General features: G+C 39.7%; 20 protein-coding genes. 15 read left to right on the forward strand and 5 right to left on the reverse strand.

Annotated features, from left to right (window positions below; all coding sequences use genetic code 11):
- Complete coding sequence (gene mtaB / locus ACOV1Q_RS09860; protein WP_424494210.1) at positions 1-1,338, reverse strand: tRNA (N(6)-L-threonylcarbamoyladenosine(37)-C(2))-methylthiotransferase MtaB; 1,338 nt, start codon at positions 1,336-1,338, stop codon at positions 1-3.
- A 178-nt stretch (positions 1,339-1,516) separates the two neighbouring features.
- Here mtaB and ACOV1Q_RS09865 point away from each other — a divergent pair, with 178 nt between their 5' ends.
- Entirely contained in the window at positions 1,517-1,777 is a 261-nt protein-coding gene (locus ACOV1Q_RS09865) for a hypothetical protein (RefSeq protein ID WP_424494211.1), read from the forward strand.
- 16 nt (positions 1,778-1,793) lie between these two features.
- Here the strand turns inward: ACOV1Q_RS09865 and ACOV1Q_RS09870 are convergent, their stop codons facing one another.
- Positions 1,794-2,966: a GlmU family protein gene (locus ACOV1Q_RS09870; RefSeq protein ID WP_424494212.1), complete on the reverse strand. Its 1,173-nt coding sequence runs from the start codon at positions 2,964-2,966 to the stop codon at positions 1,794-1,796.
- Positions 2,967-3,080: 114 nt separating this feature from the next.
- Positions 3,081-3,332 carry a type B 50S ribosomal protein L31 gene (locus ACOV1Q_RS09875; protein WP_189604979.1) on the reverse strand — a complete coding sequence of 84 codons (252 nt, stop codon included), beginning with the start codon at positions 3,330-3,332 and terminating at the stop codon, positions 3,081-3,083.
- Between the two features lie 181 nt (positions 3,333-3,513).
- Between ACOV1Q_RS09875 and ACOV1Q_RS09880 the strand changes: the two genes are divergently transcribed.
- The 7 genes from ACOV1Q_RS09880 to ACOV1Q_RS09910 all read left to right on the forward strand — a co-directional run bounded on the left by ACOV1Q_RS09880 (position 3,514) and on the right by ACOV1Q_RS09910 (position 10,483).
- Positions 3,514-4,044, forward strand: a complete 531-nt coding sequence (locus ACOV1Q_RS09880) for a DUF4199 domain-containing protein (RefSeq protein ID WP_424494213.1) — start codon at positions 3,514-3,516, stop codon at positions 4,042-4,044.
- 10 nt (positions 4,045-4,054) lie between these two features.
- The gene (locus tag ACOV1Q_RS09885) at positions 4,055-5,008 is read left to right on the forward strand and encodes a glycosyltransferase family 2 protein (RefSeq protein ID WP_424494214.1); all 954 of its coding nucleotides are present in this window, start codon (positions 4,055-4,057) and stop codon (positions 5,006-5,008) included.
- Positions 5,009-5,063: 55 nt separating this feature from the next.
- Complete coding sequence (locus tag ACOV1Q_RS09890) at positions 5,064-6,794, forward strand: phospho-sugar mutase (RefSeq protein ID WP_424494215.1); 1,731 nt, start codon at positions 5,064-5,066, stop codon at positions 6,792-6,794.
- A gap of 10 nt (positions 6,795-6,804) precedes the next feature.
- A complete protein-coding gene (locus ACOV1Q_RS09895) occupies positions 6,805-8,628 on the forward strand; it encodes an ABC transporter ATP-binding protein (RefSeq protein ID WP_424494216.1) in 1,824 nt (607 codons plus the stop codon).
- Positions 8,629-8,944: 316 nt separating this feature from the next.
- The gene (locus tag ACOV1Q_RS09900) at positions 8,945-9,490 is read left to right on the forward strand and encodes an RNA polymerase sigma factor (RefSeq protein WP_424494217.1); all 546 of its coding nucleotides are present in this window, start codon (positions 8,945-8,947) and stop codon (positions 9,488-9,490) included.
- Between the two features lie 32 nt (positions 9,491-9,522).
- Positions 9,523-10,047, forward strand: coding sequence for a hypothetical protein (locus ACOV1Q_RS09905; protein ID WP_424494218.1), 525 nt, complete (start codon positions 9,523-9,525; stop codon positions 10,045-10,047).
- 1 nt (position 10,048) lies between these two features.
- The gene (locus tag ACOV1Q_RS09910; protein ID WP_424494219.1) at positions 10,049-10,483 is read left to right on the forward strand and encodes a hypothetical protein; all 435 of its coding nucleotides are present in this window, start codon (positions 10,049-10,051) and stop codon (positions 10,481-10,483) included.
- A 57-nt stretch (positions 10,484-10,540) separates the two neighbouring features.
- Here the strand turns inward: ACOV1Q_RS09910 and ACOV1Q_RS09915 are convergent, their stop codons facing one another.
- Positions 10,541-11,581: a WD40/YVTN/BNR-like repeat-containing protein gene (locus tag ACOV1Q_RS09915; protein WP_424494220.1), complete on the reverse strand. Its 1,041-nt coding sequence runs from the start codon at positions 11,579-11,581 to the stop codon at positions 10,541-10,543.
- 77 nt (positions 11,582-11,658) lie between these two features.
- Between ACOV1Q_RS09915 and ACOV1Q_RS09920 the strand changes: the two genes are divergently transcribed.
- The 3 genes from ACOV1Q_RS09920 to purL all read left to right on the forward strand — a co-directional run bounded on the left by ACOV1Q_RS09920 (position 11,659) and on the right by purL (position 18,696).
- The gene (locus ACOV1Q_RS09920) at positions 11,659-12,870 is read left to right on the forward strand and encodes an RsmB/NOP family class I SAM-dependent RNA methyltransferase (protein ID WP_424494221.1); all 1,212 of its coding nucleotides are present in this window, start codon (positions 11,659-11,661) and stop codon (positions 12,868-12,870) included.
- A 186-nt stretch (positions 12,871-13,056) separates the two neighbouring features.
- The gene (locus ACOV1Q_RS09925) at positions 13,057-14,895 is read left to right on the forward strand and encodes an endonuclease (protein ID WP_424494222.1); all 1,839 of its coding nucleotides are present in this window, start codon (positions 13,057-13,059) and stop codon (positions 14,893-14,895) included.
- A 132-nt stretch (positions 14,896-15,027) separates the two neighbouring features.
- Entirely contained in the window at positions 15,028-18,696 is a 3,669-nt protein-coding gene (purL, locus tag ACOV1Q_RS09930) for a phosphoribosylformylglycinamidine synthase (protein ID WP_424494223.1), read from the forward strand.
- Between the two features lie 55 nt (positions 18,697-18,751).
- Here the strand turns inward: purL and ACOV1Q_RS09935 are convergent, their stop codons facing one another.
- Positions 18,752-19,348, reverse strand: coding sequence for a DUF4136 domain-containing protein (locus ACOV1Q_RS09935; protein WP_424494224.1), 597 nt, complete (start codon positions 19,346-19,348; stop codon positions 18,752-18,754).
- 329 nt (positions 19,349-19,677) lie between these two features.
- On the opposite strand from ACOV1Q_RS09935, the gene ACOV1Q_RS09940 reads away from it, so the two are divergent.
- The 4 genes from ACOV1Q_RS09940 to ACOV1Q_RS09955 all read left to right on the forward strand — a co-directional run bounded on the left by ACOV1Q_RS09940 (position 19,678) and on the right by ACOV1Q_RS09955 (position 25,428).
- The gene (locus ACOV1Q_RS09940; protein WP_424494225.1) at positions 19,678-20,901 is read left to right on the forward strand and encodes a hypothetical protein; all 1,224 of its coding nucleotides are present in this window, start codon (positions 19,678-19,680) and stop codon (positions 20,899-20,901) included.
- Positions 20,902-21,023: 122 nt separating this feature from the next.
- Positions 21,024-22,214: a class-III pyridoxal-phosphate-dependent aminotransferase gene (locus tag ACOV1Q_RS09945; protein WP_424494226.1), complete on the forward strand. Its 1,191-nt coding sequence runs from the start codon at positions 21,024-21,026 to the stop codon at positions 22,212-22,214.
- Positions 22,215-22,434: 220 nt separating this feature from the next.
- Complete coding sequence (locus ACOV1Q_RS09950) at positions 22,435-24,210, forward strand: AMP-dependent synthetase/ligase (protein WP_424494227.1); 1,776 nt, start codon at positions 22,435-22,437, stop codon at positions 24,208-24,210.
- A gap of 141 nt (positions 24,211-24,351) precedes the next feature.
- Complete coding sequence (locus tag ACOV1Q_RS09955; protein ID WP_424494228.1) at positions 24,352-25,428, forward strand: SGNH/GDSL hydrolase family protein; 1,077 nt, start codon at positions 24,352-24,354, stop codon at positions 25,426-25,428.
- Positions 25,429-25,430 lie beyond the last annotated feature (2 nt).

Consider the following 25,430-nt stretch of genomic DNA (forward strand, 5'->3'; position numbering starts at 1 on the left):
CTATACCGCAACAGCAGGCTCTTCCAGCCAGTCAAATCTTACGAGCCCGTCTTCATCTATTTTTTGAAGCCTAATTTCATGCAAGGTATTAACCAATCCCGGGTTCCAGGGCGTTTTTACTTTAACGTAATTCTCGGTAAACCCGTGGATATAACCTTCCTTATTTTCACCTTCAAAAAGAACAGTGACGGAGTTTCCTATTTGGGATTCGTAAAAAGCACGCCTTTTCTTAGCTGAAAGTCCGCGCAGCATCTTACTACGCTTTTTCCGCACTTTTAAAGGTACAGGATTCTCCATTTGAGCGGCAGGAGTATTATCTCTTTCAGAATAAGTAAAAACATGTAAGTAGGAAATATCAAGATCATTGAGGAAATTATAGGTTTCCAGAAACTGCTCATCAGTTTCCCCGGGAAAACCAACAATGACGTCCACTCCAATACATGCATGAGGCATAATTGATTTAATCTGTTCCACCCTGTCTACATATAATTCTCTCATATACCTGCGGCGCATCGCCTTAAGAACAGCATTGCTACCGCTCTGCAATGGAATATGAAAATGAGGCACAAAAGTGTCACTTTTGGATACAAAGTCAATGGTTTCGTTCTTCAGGAGATTGGGTTCTATGGAAGAAATACGCAATCGCTCAATACCTTCCACCTTATCCAGCTCTTTTACCAGCTCGAGGAAGGTATGTTCGTGTTTTTTATTTCCAAATTCTCCTTTACCGTAGTCACCAATGTTAACGCCCGTTAATACGATTTCCTTGATGCCTTTGTCACTAATGGTTTTTGCATTCTTAAGCACATTTTCTAAGGTGTCACTTCTAGAAATGCCACGTGCTAATGGAATCGTACAATAAGTACATTTATAGTCACACCCATCCTGAACCTTTAAAAAGGCCCTGGTCCTGTCTCCAAAGGAATAAGAGCCCACGTAAAAATCTGCTTCCCCTATTTCGCAAGAATGCACCTCTCCCATGTCATTTTTGGATAGGTCATTGAGGTAATTCGTGATCTTAAACTTTTCGGTAGCACCCAAAACTAGATCTACACCATCTACTGCAGCAAGTTCTTCAGGCTTAAGTTGCGCATAACATCCTACTGCGATCACAAAAGCATTTTCATTTACTTTCTGAGCCTGCTTTACGATTGTTTTAAATCGTTTATCGGCATTATCGGTTACCGAGCAGGTGTTGATCACGTAAATATCGGCTTCTTCGGAAAAATCAACCCGTTGAAAACCTTCATCTTTAAAGGAACGGGCGATGGTAGAAGTTTCTGAAAAATTCAGTTTACATCCAAGGGTATAAAATGCGACTTTTTTGGTACTTTCCATATTCATCTCCTGAAGTACCTGCTACCAATCTGCAGGTTCTCATTAATTAAAAAATGCTGTTCAAAATCACCTTTTGAAGCCTGCAAAGATACCAACTATAAATAGATATATAAAATCTCTAGAAAATCTTGTCTTCCAGGAATTCAAAAATTGATTATTTTAAAAAAAATTTTTCAGAATGAGTTTTGGGAGTGCCATAGGAGCTATTGTTAGCCTCAAAAATAACAGAAGAACAAGAACAGCGAAAACCGATAAATACCTGGCTACTACAGGCGGGAAAATAAAAGGCGTAAAAAGCCACCGGAAACCTTCAAAAGAAGAGTTAAGGGAATTAAGCGCAAAAATAGCTGCGGAAAACAAAAAAAGGCAGCAAAAGATCCTTTTGATCACCACTGCCATTTTAGTAATATTTACCAGTGTTTTCTTTTACTTCTTCTGAGAGACGATGACACTAATTAGATCCTTCTCCACTTTTTCGTTTGCTCAAAAACGTGTTCGAGAATAGCCTTGTCTTCTTCGGTGAATTCAATGTTTCTACGCTGCATCACGATTTCTGCCACCTCAAAAGCCTTAGATGTTTTGTAAGTAGTGATTCCAGCGCTGCCACCCCAGCTAAAATCTGGGATAAAATTCCGTGGAAATCCTGCGCCAAAGATGTTGCTGCTTACACCAACCACTGTCCCTGTATTGAACATGGTATTGATTCCGCATTTGCTGTGATCTCCCATCATCAATCCGCAGAACTGCAGTCCGGTCTTTGCGAAACCTTCAGTTTCATAATCCCAAAGCCTCACTTCGGCATAATTGTTTTTGAGATTGGAAGTATTGGTATCTGCACCAATGTTACACCATTCCCCAAGCACCGAATTTCCCAGGAAGCCTTCATGCCCCTTGTTGGAATAACCGAAAATAACCACATTTTTGACTTCTCCCCCAACCCGGCTGTGAGGCCCTATAGTGGTAGCTCCGTAAATCTTGGAGCCTAATTTAAGTGCAGAAGATTCGCACATAGCTAATGGCCCACGCACGATACTTCCTTCCATAATTTCGGCATCTGCACCAACATAAATTGGCCCTTCCGAAGCATTTAAAATGGCGCATTCTACTTTAGCACCTTCTTCTAAAAAGACATTTTCGGGAGCAATTACCTGGTTTGTTGATGAAATTGGCTGGCTTTCACGTCCATTGGTTAGGAGATCAAAATCGGCCGAAATAGCTTCTGCATTTTTCTCGAACAAATGCCATGTTTGGCTAACCTGTAACGGACTCCCGGCAAGTTCAATGACTTCAAAAGAATTCAAATCTACTTCCTGATCTTCCTTCGCATAAAAAGCCACAATATCCTCCTCATGAAAGATAGCCTGGTTTTCCTGAAGTTCATTGATTTGAGCCACCAGTTCTCCTGTTGGTAAAAAGGAGGCATTGATCATGATGTTTTCCTCCATCTCTACCATTGGCCACTTCTCGGCTAAATAATCTTCTGTCACCGTAGAAGTGGTAGATTCAAGAATCTTCTCCCATTTCTCACGAATGGTCAAAATACCTATTCGCAAATCGGCCACTGGACGAGTAAAAGTGAAAGGTAGCAGCTGATTCCTTGCAGCACCATCAAAAAGGATATAATTCATATTATTTTTTTTTATAAAGGTACGGGAAACTGACATTTTTTGAGACCTCACCGGCTTTTGAACAAAAAAAGCCCCCATTCCTGGAGGCTTTCTATATTGAATAAATTCAGGAAATTACTTCTTGAATTTGGCATATTTGTTCTTAAACTTGTCGATACGACCGGCAGTATCCAATAATTTGGATTTACCAGTGTAGAATGGGTGAGAAGTTCTGGAAATCTCCAATTTTATCAAAGGATATTCCTGACCTTCAACCTCAATAGTTTCTTTTGTGTTCGCGGTAGATTTAGAAATAAAAACTTCGTCGTTAGACATGTCCTTAAACGCTACCAATCTATAATTTTCCGGATGGATTCCCTGCTTCATCTCTTTATTCTTTAAAATCTTGTAATTTTTTCGAGCTGCAAATTTAGTAATTTTTTATAAAACTACAACTATTGCAACTTATTTTTCACGCTCATTTTTTATCTTAATCTTCCTCTGTAACGTTTTGCTATATTTGCTTACATATTATGCATATACATAAACCTAACCAAAATTATTAAAAATGGAACAATCAACAGCAAAATCCCCCGGCAAATTCGCCGTCACCTATGGAGTCATCCTGGGAGTTATTTTGATATTCATCGCCATCATAATGTATGTTACCGGAATGGCTCTTGAAGGAAAACAGTGGCCAATGTACATCTATTACGTTATCTTTCCTGTAGTTATCATAATGGCTATTAAGGCATATAAAAAGGAAACAGGCGGCTTTTTGAGCCTGAGTGAAGCATTAAAAACGGGAGTTGCAACCGCAGTAATCAGCGGGCTCATTTTTCTTATCTATAATCTTCTCTTCAATTATGTGATAGAGCCAACATACGCGCAGCAGGCTCTTGATGCAACCAGAGATCAACTACTTCAAGCGGGAACAATGACAGATGAGCAAATAGAGGCGACTCTAAAATGGGTTGAATGGGGATCTAATCCTTTAATAGGAAGTGCTATTTGGCTAGCCTTTAGTGCATTCCTTGGATTAATCTATTCTCTTATTGCAGGTTTGATCATGAAACAAAAAAGGCCGTACGAAGCTTAAATTTTATTAAATGCAATTATCAATTGTTATTCCTCTTCTTAATGAAGAGGAATCTTTAAAGGAATTATATGATTGGATCGCAAGCGTTATGCGATCCAATTCCTTTTCTTATGAAATCATTTTTATTGATGATGGCAGTACAGATGATTCCTGGAAAATCATACAGGAAATTTCACAAAAAGATGGTTTTGTAAAAGGTGTCAAATTTAACCGCAACTACGGAAAATCACAGGCACTACACGTAGGTTTTGAAAAAGCACAGGGTGATGTGATCATTACCATGGATGCCGATTTGCAGGACAACCCTGAAGAAATCCCGGAACTTTATGATTTGATCACTAAAGAAAATTACGACCTCATTTCGGGCTGGAAGAAAAAAAGGTATGATTCGGTTCTTTCAAAAAATCTTCCTTCCAAACTGTTCAATGCAGCTGCACGAAAAACTTCGGGACTCAAATTACATGATTTTAACTGCGGTTTAAAAGCCTACAAAAAAAGAGTGGTCAAAAACATTGACGTTTATGGCGAAATGCACCGCTACATCCCGGTGTTAGCCAAGAATGCAGGGTATTCCCGCATTAACGAAAAAGTAGTAAAGCACCAGGCCCGCAAATACGGAAAAACAAAATTTGGGGTGGAGCGCTTTATCAATGGTTTTCTTGATCTAATCACTATTTGGTTTCTTTCCAAATTTGGAAAACGCCCTATGCACTTATTTGGAGCACTGGGTATTCTCATGTTCGTACTGGGTTTTCTCGCCGCCGCCTGGATTGGAGCTACCAAACTCTACAAACTGCACCATGGCCTGCCTAATATTCTTGTGACCAATAATCCGTGGTTTTACATTTCCCTGGTAACAATGATTATTGGGACGTTATTCTTCCTAACCGGCTTTCTTGGAGAACTTATACTTAGAAGCAGCCGGGAGAAGGAACGCTATCGTATAAGCCAAACTACAGAGTAATTTTAGTTTCCTTTCCCATTAAATCCTTATTTTTGTTTAAAAATAAGAGAAAGCAATGAGTTACTACGATATTAAGAGCAGGGCAGAATCCTGGACAAAGGCTCCTTTTGATGCCAATACACAACAAAAAGTTCAGGACCTTCTTCAAAATAATCCCGACGAACTTAAAGAAAGTTTCTACAAGGACCTGGAATTTGGTACGGGCGGAATGCGTGGTATCATGGGCCCGGGAACTAACAGGATCAATGAATATACCCTCGGAAAAAACACTCAGGGTCTCTCTAATTATCTAAAAAAGCAATTTGAAGAGGAAGATATTAAAGTAGTAATAGCTTTTGATTGCAGGAATAACAGCAAGGAACTCGCGCAAACCGTGGCCGATGTTTTTTCGGCAAATGGAATTCAGGTGTATCTTTTCAGCGACCTGCGCCCTACTCCCGAGCTTTCTTTTGCTGTGAAATATCTTGATTGCCACACAGGGATCGTGCTTACTGCAAGTCACAATCCGCCGGAATATAACGGCTACAAAGTTTACTGGCAGGATGGTGGTCAACTCGTTCCACCTCAGGACAAAGAAATTGTAGAGGAGATTAACGGACTTGATTATACGGAAATTAATTTCAACGCGGACTATACGCTCATTCATAAGATCGATACGGAAGTCGACGAGGCATTCGCAAAGGCTTCGGTTGAAAATGGAAGCTTTAATACGCCCGATTCAGCTAAAGAAAACCTGAAGATCGTATTTACCTCTCTCCATGGGACTTCCATTACAATGATTCCGAAGGTGCTGGAGAAAGCAGGCTATAAAAATGTTGAAATTGTAAAAGAACAGGAAGAACCTAACGGGAATTTCCCAACGGTAGAATCTCCTAACCCCGAAGAACCTGAAGCCTTAAAAATGGCATTAGAGCTTGCCGCTCAAAAAGATGCAGACATTGTTATAGGAACAGATCCAGACTGCGACAGGCTTGGTGTCGCTGTGAAAGATCTCGACGGCAAAATGGTGTTGCTTAACGGTAACCAGACCATGTTGGTGATGACATGGTTCTTACTGGAACAGTGGAAAAGACAGGATAGAATAAAAGGCAGGGAATTCGTAGGTTCCACCATTGTTTCTACCCCAATGATACGCATCATTGCTGAAGATTACGGTGTGGAATACAAAGAAGGGTTAACCGGCTTTAAGTGGATCGCAAAGATGATCAAAGATCACCCGGAACTTGATTTTATTGGTGGTGGCGAAGAAAGCTTTGGTTATATGGTGGGTGATTTTGTAAGAGATAAGGACGCTGTGACTGCGACCCTTCTTTCCTGCGAAATTGCTGCACAAATGAAGGCAGAAGGCATTTCTTTCTACGAAAAACTACTGGAACTTTACCAGAAATATGGTCTCTATCGAGAAGAACTGGTCTCTTTGGTAAAAAAAGGAATTGACGGGGAAGCGCAAATAAAAAACATGATGATTAGCCTTAGAGAAAATCCATTAGAGGAAATAGGTGGCGAAAAGGTGGTTTTGGTGGAGGATTATTTGAGCAGTGAAGCCATTAACAGCGCTTCAGATTCCAGTGAAATTCAAAAGCTGGACGTACCAAAATCAAATGTGCTCATTTATTACACCGAGAACGGAACAAAGGTTGCTGCCAGGCCAAGTGGTACAGAACCTAAGATTAAATTTTATTTTAGCGTCAACGGCAGCCTTGATAAACCCTCAAATTACGACCAGGTAAGCGCTGAATTATCTGAAAAAATTTCAGAAATAAAATCTGAATTAAAACTGGCGTAAGTCCTATTAAATGAATTATTTTAAGAAGATTCTTCAATTCGCAGTACCGTATAAAAGGTACGCGATATTGAATATAATTTGTAATATTTTCTACGCTCTTTTTGGGACTTTGTCTTTCCTCGCCCTTATCCCGGTGATCCAGATTCTGTTTGACAAAACCAAAAGAGTTGCTATAGCACCAAAATGGGAAGGCTGGAGGGAATTAAAGGATTACGTCGTAGACTGGTTTAATTATGAGGTTACACAACGCGTGAATGCAGATGAAGTTACCGCCCTGATCTTTATTTGCGGAGTCGTCGTGGTTCTTTTCTTTCTAAAAAACCTCTTCGGCTATCTAGCAGCATTTTTTATCACTTTCCTGCGGAATGGAGTTCTAAGAGATGTTAGAAATGCCATTTATGACAAAATTCTTTCCTTACCGGTTTCTTACTTTTCTGAAAAAAGAAAAGGAGATACCATTTCCAGGATCACTGCAGATGTCAATGAGGTACAAAGTTCATTCCTGTCTATCCTGGAATTAGTGGTAAGAGAGCCATTGCTTATTATTTTCACTATCACGGCCATGTTGATCATGAGCCCTACCCTTACCTTATTTGTTTTTATTTTTCTGCCTATTTCAGGATTTATCATTTCTGCTATAGGAAAAAAACTTAAAAGTAAATCAAATGAAGCCCAGGAAGAAAATGGTTATTTCCTATCGCTTGTAGAAGAAACCCTGTCAAGTTTAAAAATCATAAAAGGTTTTAATGCGGAAGACAAGATGAGGAACAAATTTCAGGATTCCACCAATAGGTTAAAGAACATCCTGAACAGTCTTCTCAACCGGCAGAACCTCGCTTCTCCAACCAGTGAGTTTCTGGGGATCTTTGTAATAGTGGTAATTCTTTGGTTTGGAGGACATATGGTGCTTGTGGAAGAAACTTTAGATGGTGCTACTTTTATCGCTTTTATGGGACTGGCATACAACATCCTTACTCCCGCAAAACAAATTAGCAAAGCCTCTTATAGTGTTCGAAAAGGAGACGCTGCTGCAGAAAGAATTTTCCAGGTGCTGGATACTCCTTCTACTATTACCGATGCTCCCAATGCAGTAGAAAAGCAAAGTTTTGAAGATTCAGTGGAGATTGAGAATATTTACTTTAGATATGAAGATGAGAATGTCCTGAAGAATTTTAGTCTTAAAGTCGAAAAAGGGCAAACTGTTGCGCTGGTAGGACAATCGGGAAGTGGAAAATCAACTATTGCCAACCTCGTCACACGGTTTTATGATGTAAATGAAGGGGCTATTAAAGTAGATGGTACAGACATTCGCCAAATTACCAAAAGATCGCTGAGGGAACTAATGGGACTTGTAACACAAGATTCCATTCTTTTTAATGACACTATTAGGAACAACATAAGTCTTGGGAAACAGGATGCTACCGAAGAAGAAATTATTGAAGCTCTAAAAATAGCAAATGCATGGGAGTTTGTAAAAACGCTTCCGAAGCAGCTGGATACGAACATTGGCGACAGCGGAAATAAGCTTAGTGGAGGGCAAAAGCAGCGCCTATCAATTGCCCGCGCAGTTTTAAAGAATCCGCCTATCATGATTCTGGATGAAGCCACCTCTGCGCTTGATACTGAAAGTGAAAGACTGGTGCAACAAGCACTGGAAAACATGATGCGCAATCGCACATCTATTGTTATTGCCCACAGATTATCTACTATTCAAAATGCAGACAAGATTGTAGTTATGAAAAAAGGTGAAATAGTGGAGGAAGGTAAACACGAAGAATTGCTTTCGTTAAACGGAACTTATCAAAAGCTGGTTGCGATGCAATCTTTCGAATAAGAACAATCCACAATATCTTAAAAATAAGAAATGGATGAAGTAGGCTTCATCCATTTTTTATAAAATTCATTTTCCATCTTGGGGCTAATGGAAATAAATCAATTTGGAGCAAAAAAGATGGTCTTTTTCACTGGGGTAAATATACTACTAAAACTTATTCCTACAAATCTTTTATGTATTTTATCCTTTTTTTTGTGTATTTCGTCGAAAAACAGCCGAAAGAAACAATAAATTATCTTACGCTTAATTCTATCAATAAGAGCTATCTTTACAGCTGTTTTATAAAAATCAAGAAACATAGTCACCTCACCTTCCTTTGAACACTTCCGAAAAAGATCTTATCGATAACCTTAAGGATAACGAAAAAAGCAATGCCGCTTTTCGAGAACTTGTGTCACTTTACAAAGAAAGGCTTTACTGGCAGATAAGGAACATTGTCAAAGATCATGATGATACAGACGATGTGCTGCAGAATACTTTCATCAAGATTTTTAAAAACATCCATCAGTTTAAGGGAGATAGCCAGTTATTTTCCTGGATGTATCGCATAGCAACCAATGAAGCTCTGAATTTTCTAAATCAGAAAGCACGAAAATTCAAGGTAACTTCAGAAGAATTACAGGATACTATTGTAAACAATTTGGAAAGTGACGTCTATTTTGAAGGCGATGAAATCCAGTTGAAATTACAGAAAGCCATCACGCGGTTACCGGAAAAACAGCAACAGGTTTTCAACATGAAATACTTCCAGGAGTTGAAGTATAAAGAAATTTCTAATATCTTAGGAACATCAGAAGGTGCGTTGAAAGCATCTTATCACATTGCAGCGAAAAAAATTGAGGAATTTCTAAGATCTAATTAAACCTTAAACAGAAAATTCGGTCAAATAATTAAATGGAAAAGAATAAGTTACCATATCATAAGCAAAAGAACTTCAAAGTGCCGGAAGGATATTTCGAGACTTTGGACAAGCGCATTATGCAACGGGTAACTTCAATGGAAGCGGAGGAGCACTTAAATTTACCGTCATCGACTGGCTTTAAAGTTCCGGAAAATTATTTTGATAATTTCGAGACTGAACTTTTCCAGAAGCTTGAAGAAGAAAAGAAAACGCCAAAGGTTATTACCCTGCTTAACAAGGAGATCTTTTATTATGTTGCAGGAGCCGCTGCCGTATTTATTGCCTTGTTCAGCACTATGCTGAACAATCCTGCGCAGCCCGTAGAATTTGGAGACCTGGAGATAAGTACCCTGGAAGTTTATCTTTATGAGACCCTGGAACCAGATGTCTCTCAATATTTTAACGAACAAGGGGCTTTTCTTTCCAAAGCAGAAAACACCGATGTAGATTTTGAAGCCGTTTACCAATATCTTAATGAGAATGTAGAAGAACCTGCAGTCTTGGTTAATGAAAAATAAAATGAAAAAATTATATGTTTTAGGTTTCCTCCTTTTGAGTTCGCTGCAAATGCTTGCACAAAACGATAATGACCGTGAGCAGATTCAAGCCTTGAAAACCGCTTATATTACAGAAGGATTGAATCTTTCTCCACAGGAAGCTCAAAAATTCTGGCCTGTTTACAACCGGTTTGAAGAGAAAAGAAGGAACCTTCGAAGAAGAGAGCATGCAGACATAGAAAACCTGGAATGCATTACAGAAAACGAAGCCAATGAAATGTTACAGGAATACGTTCAAATAGAACGCGAAGATTACCTGCTTCAAAAGCAATTTTTTGAGGAACTAAGAGCAAATTTTTCTGCCAAACGAATTATTCAGTTAAAAAAGGTGGAAGATGATTTTCACCGGAAGTTGTTAAAAGAATATCGTGCAAGAAATTCGAAAAATGTTCAATAATTAACCCTTAATTAATGAACATTATTATTCCGGATAGGCCCCCTGTCCGGAATATTTTCACTTAAAACTAAGCCTTGCGATTCTATTCTTTCCTGCTGCATAAGCCGTAGAATCATTTAAAAACCTGAGGGTGTAGAATCCCTCATCTGAAAGATCATTCCAGGATTTGCCCCTATTTGAAGAATAAGCAATACCCGTGAAACCTACAGCTACTATCTCCTCCCCTTTGCTGTTTGGCACAAAACGTACACTGCTTTTATAACCCGGCCCGGAACCCGGACTCACCAGTTGCCATGTTTTCCCACCATCCTTTGTAATTGCTTTATTTGCCTTATTGTCTTCAGGTTTGGTATAATCGCCACCAAAGATAATTCCGGTATTTTCATCATAAAAATCCAAAGAATAAGCTCCTGTCGTTGCTTCGCCCTGCACAATTGGTGTATCAAAAACATCCCAGGTTTTACCTTTATCCGGACTAAAAAATACGCGTGATGTTTTTCCGCCGGAAATGATCCAGGTCTTGTCTCCTTTTATTGCAATGTTTGAATTACTGGCCGCAAATGCCGCTTCGCCTTCCATGGTTTCAGGTAAATTGTCACAAGAAACTTTTTTCCAGGTCTTACCACCGTTTCTCGTGATGATTATTGAAAGGCAGTTATCCAGCGGATCGCCCATTGCTATTCCCTCGGTATCATTCCAAAACATCATGGAATCATAGAACACCTTTTCATCTTCTTCCTGGTATACCAGCCTCATCTTACCCGCGTCGCCGGTTTTGTACAGCAAAGCGGGATTTGCCACACTCAGCATGAAAAAATCCTGCGAGGTGCTGGCCACTGCCCTGAATTCCGGATAGATGGAATCATGCTGAATTTTATTCACCTTGGTTTTATGCTGCGCCGCATTATAAAGTCCGTACATACCGTTAGAACCGGCAAAAGCCACGTTATGGCCAATGACATCAATGGCTCTTATACTAATGGAATCTTCAAAAACCACTTCCACTTCAACTTCGGAAAAAGCCTTTTTGCGCTGCTCTTTTTCCTCGGAATTACAAGCTGCAAAAAGAATGGCAATAAGTATGAATATTTTCTTCATTTCATGTAATTTGAATAATCAAAGATAAAATTATTCCGAAGCAAAAAACCGTACCTTTGCAGCTTTAAACACATTTTATGCGCTTACACAGAAATTTAGTATTTGCAACCGTAGATGCTCTCTCCAATATATTTAACGACGGCGAATATGCCGACAAAGTCATTGAAAAGACCTTAAAGCGGGACAAACGATGGGGCAGCCGTGACCGTAGCTTCATTGCCGAAACCACTTACGACATTGTTCGCTGGAAACGGCTATATTCAGAGATTGCCGAAGTAAAAGCCCCTTATTCAAGAGAAAATCTCTTTAGATTATTCGCGGTTTGGGCCACTTTAAGAGGAATTGAACTGCCAGACTGGAAACAATTGGAACCCACTCCTACCCGCCGCATCAAAGGAAAATTTGATGAATTAAGCAAGATTAGAAAATTCAGGGAATCTGTGCCAGACTGGCTGGATGAAATGGGTGTAGAAGAACTGGGCGAAGAAGTTTGGGAAAAGGAAATTCACGCACTTAATGAACAGGCGCCTGTAATTCTTAGAACGAACACCTTAAAAACTACGAAAGAAAATCTTCAAAAGGAACTGCTAAAAGAGAATATAGAAAGCATCTTTTTGGATGGTTATCCAGATGCCCTTCAGCTTAAGGAACGCTCCAACGTCTTTAGGACCGAAGCTTTCAAAAATGGCTTTTTTGAAGTTCAGGATGCTTCTTCACAAATGGTGGCAGATTTTCTTCAGGTCGAACCCGGAATGCGGGTGGTAGATACCTGTGCCGGTGCCGGTGGAAAAAGTCTTCACCTGGCTTCAAAAATGGATAATAAGGGACAAATTATTTCCACAGATATTTACGCTAATAAACTGAAGGAACTTAAAAGGCGTGCAAGACGTGCGGGAGCTCATAATATTGAACCCCGATTAATCGATAATAATAAGGTGATCAAAAAACTTTATAGATCTGCAGACAGAGTTCTTATTGATGCACCTTGTAGCGGCCTCGGCGTTTTAAGTCGCAATCCAGATGCGAAATGGAAGCTACAACCGGAATTTATTAATACTATTAAAATGACCCAGGAGCAAATCCTTAGTCAGTATTCAAAAATGGTAAAACCGGGAGGAAAACTTGTTTATGCGACCTGCTCGGTCTTGCCATCAGAGAATCAACAACAGGTAGAAAAATTCCTCGAATCCGAAGATGGTGAAACTTTTAAACTGGTTGAAGACAAAAAAATTCTTTCCAGTGAAACGGGTTTTGACGGTTTCTACATGGCCATGATGGAGAAAGAATAATTCCGAAGCAATAATATCTTTAATAATCCTGTATTTCATTCAATAAAATACAGGATTATTTTCTTTAAACTCCCTTTAATATCCTGAATGGAAGGGAAATTTTACCATTCCTTAATGTAAGGAACAGGAAATAAACTTTAGTTTTGCCACCATTCATAAAACACAGTAACATTTTAAAAATCTAAGATGAAGAAATCCTTTTATTTACCTTTTTTAAGCATCTTGTTTCTCATTGGTTGTAGTTCTGATGATGATGTAAACACACCTGTAGAGCCCGACCCAGACCCAACAGAGGAAACCTACTACAAAATTCCTGCAGCCCTTACAGATTATTATGAAGGAATAGACTTTTCTGAAGAAAATGAAGACCTCTATGACGATCTTGCCGTTCTTACTATCGCCAAACATACCAACATGTTGGAATATACCGACAGGCATGATTATTTGTACCAGGCAGATGAAGATCCAAACAATGAAGACAACGTGATCCTTATCTATTCCGGGGAAAGCAGGTATTGGGAAGAATATTTGTCTGGCGGCAATTCTTATGAAACACAAACCTTTAATACAGAGCACGTTTACCCACAATCTTTGGTTAGCAATACTGCGAAAGGAGATTTGCACCACCTTCGTGCTGCCGATGTACAAGTGAATTCTACAAGGGAAAATTATCCTTTTGCAGATGAGGAAGGATCTTACAAATTAGTGAATGGAAATTCTTTTTTTCCAGGTGATGAGTGGCGCGGTGATGTTGCGCGTATGATCATGTACATGAACTTAAGATATGATGAGCCCTTTTCTGAAATAGGTGGTTTAGACCTATTCCTTGAATGGAATACCGAAGATCCTGTTTCAGTATTGGAAATGCAACGAAACGAGGTTATTTATGGCGCACAAGGCAACAGAAATCCTTTTATTGATAATCCGCACCTTGCTACCAGAATTTGGGGAGGTGACCAAGCAGCTAATTTATGGGACATTAATGCAGATGGAGACGAAGAAGCACCCTCTGCCCCTACAGAGGTAACAGCTTCTGAAGTTGGTTACGAATCTGTGACTCTTACCTGGGAAGCTTCAACAGACAACTCAAGCATTGCCAGGTACAACATATTCATAGATGGTGAAAATACAGCTTCTACAACCACTACCTCAACAACTATTTCGGGTCTAACTCCGGGAACCACGTATTCCATAAGTATTACTGCTGTAGATTTAGCGGGAAATATTTCGGAAGCAAGCGACGCAATAGAAGTTACCACAAATGAAGATACCGAAGCGCCAACAATTCCCGCAAACCTTACTGCTTCTACTATTACTTCCAACAGCGTAAGCCTAACCTGGGACACATCAACCGACAATACTGAAATATCGGAATATGACATTTACCTTGATGGCGAATACAGTGCAACTACTTCAAACACCGCATTTACTATTTCTGATTTAGAAGCTGAAACAACTTATTCTGTTGCCGTACTTGCAAGGGATATATATGACAATGAATCGGCATTAAGTGCTGCTGTAGAAGTAACTACCGCTACAGAATCTAATAATGGCGGAGGAACTTCCTCTGGTTTATTCTTTTCTGAATATGTTGAAGGAGGAGGCCTCAACAAAGCTATTGAAATTGTAAACCTAACCGGCGAGGAAGTCGATCTTTCACAGTATTCCATTCAGAAACAAGTGAACGGAAACGGGGAATGGAGCAATGAATATACTCTTGAAGGAACTTTGGCCAATGGCGCTGTGTTTGTAGTTGCCAATGGGGGAACAGAGTCTCAGGAAATCAAAGATGCTGCAAATGTCAGTTTGAACGGGGCTCCAGTAGATTTCAACGGAGATGATCCTGTTGGCCTTTTCCTAAACGGAACTTTGATAGATATAATTGGAATAGAAGGAGATGTTGACTTCGGAAAAGATAAAACTCTTAGAAGAAAATCCACTATCACTTCCCCAAATACCACGTACAATGAAGAAGAGTGGGAAGTATTAGACAAAGATACCGTAGACGGATTGGGAACTTATTAAGTTTCTAAAACCTTATTGAAAAAAGCCACAAATTCGAAATAGAATTTGTGGCTTTTTTCATTTTACACACAATCGATATCTTCTAAAAATATGTAAATTTGCTTCCTCACAAACAATACAAAACCATCCAGAATGATCCTATTCTTCGGAAATCATCCCAATAAGTTCTACGCCGTTCAAACCCATAAGGCACTTTCGGCTGAAAACATCTCCAAATTGAACTGGTTATTTGGAAACGCGAAATACTTAAACAAATCTGCCCTGGCAGATTTTTTTGTTGGTCCCCGTGCCGCCATGATCACTCCGTGGAGTACCAACGCCGTAGAAATTACTCAAAATATGGGAATTGACGGCATTGTTCGAATAGAGGAATTCCTGCAGGTTGATCGCCATTATTCCAATTTTGACCCTATGCTCTCTCAAAAATATGAAGGGCTTGATCAAGAAATTTTTACCATCAATATTGAGCCCGAACCGGTCGTTGAGGTAGAAGATATTTCAGACTATAACCAAAAAGAAGGACTGGCTTTAAATTCTGAAGAGGTGGAATATCTCGAAAAGCTTTCTGAAAGGCTGGGGCGCAAATTAACCGATTCCGAAGTATTTGGCTTTTCTCAGGTAAATTCTGAACACTGCCGTCACAAGATCTTTAATGGCACATTCGTGATTGACGGAGAAGAAAAGCCGGTTTCCCTTTTCAAACTCATTAGAAAAACTTCGGAAGAAAACCCGAATGAAATAGTTTCAGCTTATAAGGATAATGTGGCTTTTCTAAAAGGTCCGCGAGTGGAGCAATTTGCTCCAAAAAGTGCCGACAAACCTGATTTTTACAAGAAATCAGATTATGATTCAGTAATTTCTCTAAAAGCTGAAACTCACAATTTTCCAACCACAGTAGAGCCTTTTAACGGTGCTGCTACCGGAAGCGGTGGAGAGATCCGCGACAGGCTTGCCGGCGGAAAAGGTTCTTTGCCACTGGCAGGAACTGCGGTTTACATGACTTCTTATTCCAGGCTTGAGGAAAACCGGGAATGGGAAAAAGCAATGCCTGCAAGACCCTGGCTTTACCAAACTCCCATGGACATTTTGATCAAGGCTTCCAACGGAGCTTCAGATTTCGGTAATAAATTCGGGCAGCCTTTAATTGCAGGATCTGTACTCACTTTTGAACATTCCGAAAATGACCGGCCGTTGGCATATGATAAAGTAATTATGCAAGCCGGCGGAATTGGCTACGGTAAAGCCAGCCAGGCGATCAAAGATGTTCCAAAAAAGGGAAATAAGATCGTTGTTTTAGGAGGAGAAAATTACCGAATTGGGATGGGTGGCGCCGCTGTTTCTTCCGCAGATACAGGAGAATTCAGCAGCGGAATTGAACTTAATGCCGTACAACGCTCAAATCCTGAAATGCAGAAAAGAGCAGCCAATACCATTCGGGCGATGGTGGAAGCGGACGAGAATCCAATTGTTTCCATTCACGATCACGGTGCCGGCGGCCATTTGAACTGCCTGAGCGAACTGGTGGAAGATACCGGAGGAAATATAGATCTTGATGCACTTCCTGTAGGTGATCCAACTTTATCAGCAAAAGAAATTATTGGAAACGAATCACAGGAAAGAATGGGATTGGTGATTGGTGAGAATGACCTTATCACCATGAAAAAGATCGCTGAACGCGAACGGACTCCATTGTATTCTGTCGGAAATGTTACTGAAGACCGGCAATTTACTTTTGAAAGTAAAACTTCGGGCGAGAAACCAATGGATCTTGCACTTGGCGATATGTTCGGAAGTTCTCCAAAAACCATCATGGAGGACAAAACCGTCAAAAGAAACTATTCAGAAATAAGCTATTCTCCAGAAAAACTTCACGATTATCTAGATCAGGTGCTACAGTTGGAAGCTGTGGGTTCTAAAGACTGGCTAACGAATAAAGTCGATCGTTGTGTAACGGGGAAAGTGGCAAAACAGCAAACGGCCGGGCCTTTACAGTTGCCACTTAACAACTGCGGCGTAATGGCACTGGATTACAACGGAAAAGAAGGCGTTGCGACTTCGATTGGCCACTCCCCTGTTTCGGCTTTGGTCGATCCTGTCGCCGGTTCCAAAAATTCGATTGCAGAAGCACTTTCCAACATTGTTTGGGCTCCATTGGAAAAAGGTTTAAAATCAATTTCTCTTTCGGCAAACTGGATGTGGCCGTGTAACAATGAAGGTGAAGATGCGAGATTATATGAGGCAGTTCAGGGAGTTTCAGATTTTGCAATTTCCCTCGGAATAAATATTCCTACCGGAAAGGATTCGCTCTCCATGAAACAAAAATATAAAAATCAGGATGTGCTGTCTCCTGGAACGGTAATTATTTCGGCTGCAGGGCATTGTGATGATATCACTAAAGTGGTAGAACCGGTGCTGCAAAAGGACGGTGGTGAAATCTACTACATCAATTTATCGCAGGATGCTTATAAATTGGGGGGGTCCTCTTTTGCACAGATCCTGAACAAAATTGGGAATGAAGTTCCTACCATTAAAGAGAATGAAAAATTCGTACAGACTTTTAATACCATTCAGGAGCTGATCAAAAAAGGTAAGATTCTTGCCGGGCACGATATTTCTTCAGGTGGATTAATTACCACCCTTCTGGAAATGTGCTTTGCAGATGTAGATCTTGCTGCTAATCTTGATCTTTCAGGCTTAAATGAGAAAGACTCGGTAAAACTTCTTTTTTCAGAAAACTGCGGAATTGTTTTTCAGGCAAAAGATGCTTCTGTAGAAACTGTTCTTGCCGAAAATAACATTGAATTCCATAAAATTGGAACTCCTTCTCTAGGAAAAATTCTAAGTATCAAAAATGGTACTGAGGAGCTGGAATTTGAAATTCCGAAGTTGCGAAATACCTGGTCTAAAACCTCTTTTTTACTCGATCAAAAACAAAGCGGACTAGATAAAGCCACAGAGCGATATAATAATTACGCAAAACAACCGCTGCATTTTAGATTTCCTGAGCATTTTACAGGAAAACGACCTCGCAGCTCAGCTGAAGGTGAGAAAAAGATCAAAGCCGCGATCATTCGAGAGAAAGGATCTAATTCTGAACGGGAAATGGCTTATGCCATGGACATGGCAGGTTTTGATGTAAAAGACGTTCACATGACCGATCTTATTACAGGTAGGGAAACCCTGGAAGACATCCAATTCATTGCTGCGGTGGGAGGTTTCTCAAATTCAGATGTACTTGGAAGTGCAAAAGGCTGGGCCGGAGCTTTTCTTTACAACGAGAAAGCAAAAGCCGCGCTCAATAATTTCTTTGCCAGGGAAGACACGCTTTCCATAGGAGTTTGTAATGGTTGCCAGCTATTCGTGGAACTGGGATTATTAAACCCAGATCATGAAGAAAAACCAAAAATGCTGCACAATGATTCGGGAAAATTTGAGTGTAACTTTACTTCGGTTGAAATTTCACAAAATGATTCGGTAATGCTACATACTCTATCAGGCAGTAGGCTTGGAATCTGGGCAGCGCATGGGGAAGGGAAATTCAGTTTCCCTTATGAAAAGGAACGTTACAACATCATTGGAGAATACGGCTATGATGCCTATCCTTCAAATCCCAATGGCTCGCATAATAATACCGCTATCTTGGCCAGTGATAATGGCAGGCATGTGGCTATTATGCCTCACCTGGAACGTTCTACGTTCCCATGGAACTGGGCGTATTATCCTAAAGACAGGCAGGACGAGGTTTCTCCCTGGGTAGAAGCTTTCGAAAATGCCAGGATATGGCTTGAACATAAAAAATAAAAAATGAGAAAGGCGGCCTGCGGGCCGCCTTTTTATTTTGCCTGAAATTAAATTTCTAATTTTCAGTGAGAGGATATTCTTCAAAAATAGTATTTACCAGGTCTTTCATAGCCTGTGGGTTAGGCTGGTCATATAGAGGGTCTGAGGTCACTCCTTTCCATACGGTTTCCTTGGTTTCCCTGTCTACCAGGTTGATAATCACAGTACCCTGTTCATAGGCATAAGTATCGGTATCGTATCCTACAATTCCGCCGCCAAAGGTATTATAACCTCGATAATAATAAGAATTATAATAAGGACTTACACTCCCCATACCTGCGGTATAAGGATAAGTAGCATACATGGGATCTGTAGTTGTTTCTCTTTCTATTTCAGTCCTGGTGCTAACAAGTACAAGTAAATCTGGATTTTCACGTTCCAGCGTATATCCTGCCTCACGCATATTCTGGTTCACCGATTCTACAACGAGCTGGTTAATACTTTCATCATTGTATGATTTCCCGGGGACTTCAGCATTGCTATTGGGCAAAAAAGCGAAAGTGTTGTATTTGCTCAAATCTACATTTGAGGGGCGAGCCGTTTCAACTCCAGGTCCACAACTTGCTACTGTCAAAAGTATAAATGCAAAAAGTAAAAGATAAATTCGTTTCATAGTCTTTTTTTTTAGGATTCAGCTAAAAATAAAAACATATCCATTTGAAATACAATTAATTAAAACACTTTAACCCGAATCGTTAAATTTTCAAGAAATTTAAAACTTAAGCCGTTCTCGCGATATTTAACGTGCTTTGACAGTTCTACATGATTCCATCAAACTAATTCCGCTTCCAAAATTGAATTATAATAAAATATAAATGAGAAAGAACAAACGGAAAAGGGATGATAGAATTTTTTGAAGTGAAGGAGCTTTTCCTTTCCATTTCTTGAACTTCTTCAGAAAAAAACTACTTTAGCACGATTTTAACAAATACTAATTCCCAAATGAAATACTTTTTTACGCTCTTAACAACCTGTATTTTAACAATTTCAGCCTCTTCACAAATAACATTTGACAAAGGCTATTACAAGAACAATGCTGGTGAGAAACAGGAGGTTCTTATCAAAAATGTTGGCTGGAAAAATAATCCTTCCGAAATAACTTTTAAAACTTCAGAAGCTGCTGTGGCTCAAACGCTTCAGCTGAAAGATGTTTCAGAATTTGGCATTGATAATGAAACAATCTATTTACGTGCACAGGTTCCCATTGATAAGTCCAATCACAATTTAAAAGATTTAAGCAACCACGGCCGATTTGAATATGAGGAAGAACAGGTATTTTTAAAAATGCTGGTAGATGGAAAAGCAGATCTTTTACATTATAAAAATGGATCTAATGAGCAGTTTTTCTTCCGAAATGACAACAGTAAAATTGAAGCCCTCGTCTACAAACGTTATGTTCCGGAGTTCTCTGTAAGAATTTCGGAAAACAACCAGTACCAACAGGATTTATTTAATACTCTCCAATGTGAGCAATTAGATCAAAACGATTTTACTGGAACAGATTATAAAAAGAAGGATCTCGTTAAATTCTTTACCAGGTACAACAATTGCCAGAACACAGAATTTAAAAATTTTTCAGACCAATCTAAAAGAGATGCCTTTAATCTAAGCATAAGGCCGGGAATAAATTTTTCTTCCCTGAATATGAAAACGTATGTAGTTCAAAGATCCATTGATTTTGAAGAAAAAATTACATTTAGACTAGGACTCGAAGGTGAGTATATTTTGCCATTTTTGAGAAATAAATGGGCCTTGATTGCAGAACCTACTTACCAGTATTTCCAGAGTGAAGCTGTCTTTCCTGAAGGCCGGTTTGGCGATGCTATCGTAGAAGTAAATTACCAGAGCCTGGAAATCCCATTTGGAGTTAGACATTATTTTTTCCTTAATGAAAGCAACAGGATCTTTTTGAACCTCACTTATACGGTAGATTTGGTAATGGGTGATTCTTCTTTTGATTTTCAAACTGCTGCTATTGACTCTTATGATCAAACAGATATTGACACCAACACAGGAACTAATTTTTCCCTGGGAGGAGGTTTTTCTCACAAACGTTATAGCGTGGAAGCCAGATACCATCTAGATAGATCTCTTACCGGTAAAAAGATGAGTTTGGGAACCGAGTACAGTACATTCTCTTTCATTTTTGGTTATAATTTTTTATAGCATAAATTTCATAGATTTCAAGCTCCTGTTGAAAAACAGGAGCTTTTATATTTTCACTTTTTCCTAACAAGGTCAACACATATATTTTCTTACCTTCTAAGTAAACACTATAAAAGAAAGCTATGACTGTAAAAGAAAAAGATGAAAAGTTTTTTGGTCGGGGCGGGCCAGTTCTGGACCTCGAAGTAGAAAAAGCTAAAGGGAGTTATGTATATGATCCCCATGGAAAAAAATATGTCGACTTTTTAGGCGGTGCCGGTGTAGGCAACCTGGGATGGGGTCTTGAAGATGTGGAGCTGGCCATAAGAAATTCCAGGAGACCTTCTTATGTATATCCTCACTTTTACTATAAACCATGGGCAGAGCTGGCAGAACTACTTGCTGCAATAACTCCAAAGCACCTTACTACCAGTTTCAGAATGACAGGAGGATCGGAGGCAGTAGACGCCGCACTTGAAATGGCAATGATGTACACAGGTCGGAAAAAGGTATTATCCATAGAAGGAAGTTACCATGGCAATACCTTTGGGGCTCTAAGCGCGGGTACTTCTTCAAACGGCGATAAATTTCACAATTTATTACACGGTTTTGAAAAGATAGACCCTCCTTTAAACCAGGATTCACTCAATAAAATAGAAGAAAAACTTAAACGTAATGAATACGCAGCTGTCATCATGGAACCGGTGATCATTAACCTGGGAGTCGTTATTCCGGAAGAAAGTTTTATGGAAAAACTTGACCAGCTGTGCAAAGAACATGGTACCTTGTTGATCATGGATGAAGCGATAACAGGATTTTTTAGAACCGGTAAATTCTTCGCTTCAGAACATTATAACATTAAACCAGATATTATGTGCCTTGCCAAAGCTTTATCCTCTGGCTATGCAGGTATGGGCGCAGTAATGACTACTCCCGAAATTGCAAAAGCCATAAAAGGAAAGATTGGGCTGTATTCCTCCTATGGCTGGCACCCTATTGGTACAGATGCTGCCATTGCCACGATCCATTATTTACTCAACCATACCGAGGAGCTTTTAAGCAATATTGAAGAAGTAAGCAGCATATTCAAAAATGAGCTTTTAAAGATCAATTTTAAAAAAACTCCTGAAATCAGGATTAAAGGAATGGCTGTTGCTGTAGATTTGAAAGATGAAGAATATGCTTCAGAAGTCAAAAAGAAAGCCCTCACCAACGGACTTTTAATGAATACGGAAGGAAGCAGCCTTTCTTTTCTTCCAGCACTCAATATCAGCAGAGAAACCGTATATGAAGGCTTGAAAATCCTCAAGCAAACTGTAGAATCCACAAAATAGCATCCTTTTCATATCCTGATCCTTACCAAACTAGGGATCAGGATCTTTTTTTCCATATTAAAGCGACTGAATTATCCCTTAGGATCCAAAAAAGTTGATCATAAGATCTTTTTTGAAGAATTGTCAAATTCATAAAAGATGCGGTCATTAATTTTAAATTAAATTTGAAATACTTCTCCTTTTTGCTATTTTGCAAGGTATATATTAATCAATCCTCCACATGACCGAGATTAAACGATTATTTGATTTCCCCTATTACCAGCTGGAAAATGCACCTCTTGAAAAATCCTTAGTAACAAAAACAAACGGTAGCTGGGAAGCTATTTCAACCAAGGAATATATTGATAGAGCCAATGCCGTGAGCCGTGGTTTGCTGCGCATGGGAATAAAGCCCAATGATAAGATCGCGGTGATCTCCACCAACAACCGAACCGAATGGAACGTGTTGGACATTGGCATCCTTCAAACAGGAGCCCAAAATGTACCTATATATCCCACTATTTCCGAAGAAGATTATGAGTATGTGATCAATCACAGTGAGTCTATTTATTGTTTTGTGTCAGATAAGGAGGTACTTGATAAATTGAGAACAGTGCAAAACAACACCGGGCTTAAAGGAGTGTTTTCTTTTGATGAAATTCCGGGTTGTGATAACTGGCAGAAGGTGCTGGATATGGGGCAGGATGAATCAAACCAGGAGGAGGTGGAAGCCCGAAAAAAGGCCGTAAAGGAAGACGATCTTGCAACACTTATCTACACTTCAGGAACTACCGGGAGACCAAAAGGGGTCATGCTGACCCACAAGAACATTGTAAGTGATGTTCTGTTAAGTTCAGACCGGGTTCCGTTTGAATTTGGAACATTTGTAGGACTTAGTTTCCTGCCGGTTTGCCATATTTTTGAAAGAATGATTTTGTACCTGTATCAGTATTACAGTGTTTCCATCTACTTTGCTGAATCTATTGAAAAAATAAGCGATAACCTCAAAGAGGTACAACCGCATGTGATTTCGGCCGTACCCCGATTGCTGGAAAAGGTATATGATAAAATTATTGCCAAGGGTTCAACAGTGGGCGGAATAAAACAGAAATTGTTTTTCTGGGCAGTGGAACTCGGTCTGGAATATGAACCATACGGTGCCAACGGGTGGTGGTATGAAACCCGCCTGAACATTGCCCGTAAATTAGTATTTTCCAAATGGAAAGAAGGTCTCGGCGGAAGAATTGAACTTATAGTTTCCGGCAGTGCCGCCTTACAACCAAGACTGGCAAGAGTTTTTGCAGCCGCGGGTATTCCTGTCATGGAAGGCTACGGTTTAACCGAAACTTCCCCAGTTATTGCTGTAAATGATCAAAGAAACAAAGGTTTTAAAATTGGTACCGTAGGGAGGGTTCTTAGAGATGTGAAAGTAAAAATAGCCGAAGATGGCGAAATCCTCACGAAAGGCCCCAACGTCATGAAGGGTTATTATAAAGATGAGGAAAAAACCCGGGAAGCCATAAATGAAGAAGGTTACTTTCACACAGGTGATATTGGCGAGCTTGATGCTGAAGGCTTCCTTAAAATAACCGATCGCAAGAAGGAAATGTTTAAAACTTCAGGTGGGAAATATGTGGCACCGCAAATCATAGAAAATCAAATGAAGCAATCTCGCTTTATTGATGAGATCATGGTCATTGGGGAAGGAGAAAAAATGCCTGCTGCTTTTATTCAGCCTAATTTTGAGTTTTTAAGAGAATGGGCAAGCCGCAAAAATGTTGAGGTTGGTCCTTCTAATAAAGACCTTATCGAAAATCAGGAAGTAAAAGAAAGAATTCAGGAGGAAATAGATTTTTACAATCAAAAGTTCGGAAACTGGGAGAAAATCAAACGTTTTGAACTTACTCCCGATGTTTGGAGCATTGAAGGAGATCACCTCACTCCTACCATGAAATTGAAGAGAAGAAATATTCTAAAACTCTACCAGAACCTTTACAATAATATATACGAAAAATAGGCTTTTTGACTCCTATTCTTTGCAATGTCCGGCGAAACTTTTTTCCCGGACATTTTTTTTTAAAATAGTATCATAATTTGAAGGAATCGGTCAAATTCAGATCGGTCGAAAACCTTAATTTAGCAGGTAAACCTAATGTAAATGCACAAACTACTTTATATTTTCGCAGCTGTTTTACTCGTCGGCTGCAACGAAACTGAAAAAGCGGATTTGAATTTTTTTCCTGCTAAAAATGATAATTTCAAATATTCAGGAAGAACTGAAGCCAAAGAAACCGGAATGGCACTTATAAATTCCGCCGCTTCAGTAAGCACCCGTGTTTTTGGTGATAGTTGCGTGATCTACCTGGAAAGTGGAAATGACCAGCATTATTATGTTTCCCTTCAGCTCAACAATGGATATTTAGGGCGCTATCGCATAGAAAAGGATTCCATCAAAATACCTTTGCCCAAACAAGAGGAAGGCGCCCTCCTTCAAATATCCAAGGATACCGAGGCATCAAACGGCGCCGTGATCTTTAAAGGACTTGCCGCAGCCAAAATCAAAAGCCTGCCAAAAGATAACCGACCAGAAATTGAATTTATAGGAAATTCCATCACTTGTGGAATGGGTGCCGATCTGCGTGAAATTGACTGCGGGGAAGGAGAATGGTATGATCAACACAATGCCTACCTTGCTTATGGCCCTCGTGTTGCACGCGCACTTGACGTCAATTTTGAATTGAGCTGTGTCTCGGGTATGGGGATGTATCGCAACTGGAATGATGAGGACCAGCCGGTCATGCCCAATGTTTACCCTAACCTTTACCTTAATTCCGATACTTCCAAAAAAGCCGATCTGGCATCAGATTCTCCCGAAATCGTGAGTATTGCTTTAGGAACCAACGATCTTTCACTGGGTGACGGAGAAAAAGAACGCACCGAATTTGATCCCGAAATATTTACCCAAAACTACATTGCATTTGTAGAAACTATTTTTAACTACTATCCCAAAACCAAAGTTGCTCTTATTTCCAGCCCCATGATTGGTGAAAAAGAAGACGATATTTTGGTAACTTGCCTAATGAACGTCAAAGCGCACTTTGAAGAAGCTCCGGTTTTTGTTTTCAATTTTGAATCAATGGATGCCGGCGGGTGTACTTCCCACCCAGACATTGAAGATCATCGTGCGATGGCACAGGCGCTTATTCCGTTCTATAAAGAAATTCTCAACTTATAATC

The organism is Salinimicrobium maris, assembly GCF_049680855.1.
Taxonomy (GTDB): Bacteria; Bacteroidota; Bacteroidia; order Flavobacteriales; family Flavobacteriaceae; genus Salinimicrobium.

Coding starts and splice junctions, on each gene's coding strand:
- mtaB (WP_424494210.1), bottom strand. CDS start 1,338: ATGGAAAGTACCAAAAAAGTCGCATTTTATACCCTTGGATGTAAACTG.
- ACOV1Q_RS09865 (WP_424494211.1), top strand. CDS start 1,517: ATGAGTTTTGGGAGTGCCATAGGAGCTATTGTTAGCCTCAAAAATAAC.
- ACOV1Q_RS09870 (WP_424494212.1), bottom strand. CDS start 2,966: ATGAATTATATCCTTTTTGATGGTGCTGCAAGGAATCAGCTGCTACCT.
- ACOV1Q_RS09875 (WP_189604979.1), bottom strand. CDS start 3,332: ATGAAGCAGGGAATCCATCCGGAAAATTATAGATTGGTAGCGTTTAAG.
- ACOV1Q_RS09880 (WP_424494213.1), top strand. CDS start 3,514: ATGGAACAATCAACAGCAAAATCCCCCGGCAAATTCGCCGTCACCTAT.
- ACOV1Q_RS09885 (WP_424494214.1), top strand. CDS start 4,055: ATGCAATTATCAATTGTTATTCCTCTTCTTAATGAAGAGGAATCTTTA.
- ACOV1Q_RS09890 (WP_424494215.1), top strand. CDS start 5,064: ATGAGTTACTACGATATTAAGAGCAGGGCAGAATCCTGGACAAAGGCT.
- ACOV1Q_RS09895 (WP_424494216.1), top strand. CDS start 6,805: ATGAATTATTTTAAGAAGATTCTTCAATTCGCAGTACCGTATAAAAGG.
- ACOV1Q_RS09905 (WP_424494218.1), top strand. CDS start 9,523: ATGGAAAAGAATAAGTTACCATATCATAAGCAAAAGAACTTCAAAGTG.
- ACOV1Q_RS09910 (WP_424494219.1), top strand. CDS start 10,049: ATGAAAAAATTATATGTTTTAGGTTTCCTCCTTTTGAGTTCGCTGCAA.
- ACOV1Q_RS09915 (WP_424494220.1), bottom strand. CDS start 11,581: ATGAAGAAAATATTCATACTTATTGCCATTCTTTTTGCAGCTTGTAAT.
- ACOV1Q_RS09920 (WP_424494221.1), top strand. CDS start 11,659: ATGCGCTTACACAGAAATTTAGTATTTGCAACCGTAGATGCTCTCTCC.
- ACOV1Q_RS09925 (WP_424494222.1), top strand. CDS start 13,057: ATGAAGAAATCCTTTTATTTACCTTTTTTAAGCATCTTGTTTCTCATT.
- purL (WP_424494223.1), top strand. CDS start 15,028: ATGATCCTATTCTTCGGAAATCATCCCAATAAGTTCTACGCCGTTCAA.
- ACOV1Q_RS09935 (WP_424494224.1), bottom strand. CDS start 19,348: ATGAAACGAATTTATCTTTTACTTTTTGCATTTATACTTTTGACAGTA.
- ACOV1Q_RS09940 (WP_424494225.1), top strand. CDS start 19,678: ATGAAATACTTTTTTACGCTCTTAACAACCTGTATTTTAACAATTTCA.
- ACOV1Q_RS09945 (WP_424494226.1), top strand. CDS start 21,024: ATGACTGTAAAAGAAAAAGATGAAAAGTTTTTTGGTCGGGGCGGGCCA.
- ACOV1Q_RS09950 (WP_424494227.1), top strand. CDS start 22,435: ATGACCGAGATTAAACGATTATTTGATTTCCCCTATTACCAGCTGGAA.
- ACOV1Q_RS09955 (WP_424494228.1), top strand. CDS start 24,352: ATGCACAAACTACTTTATATTTTCGCAGCTGTTTTACTCGTCGGCTGC.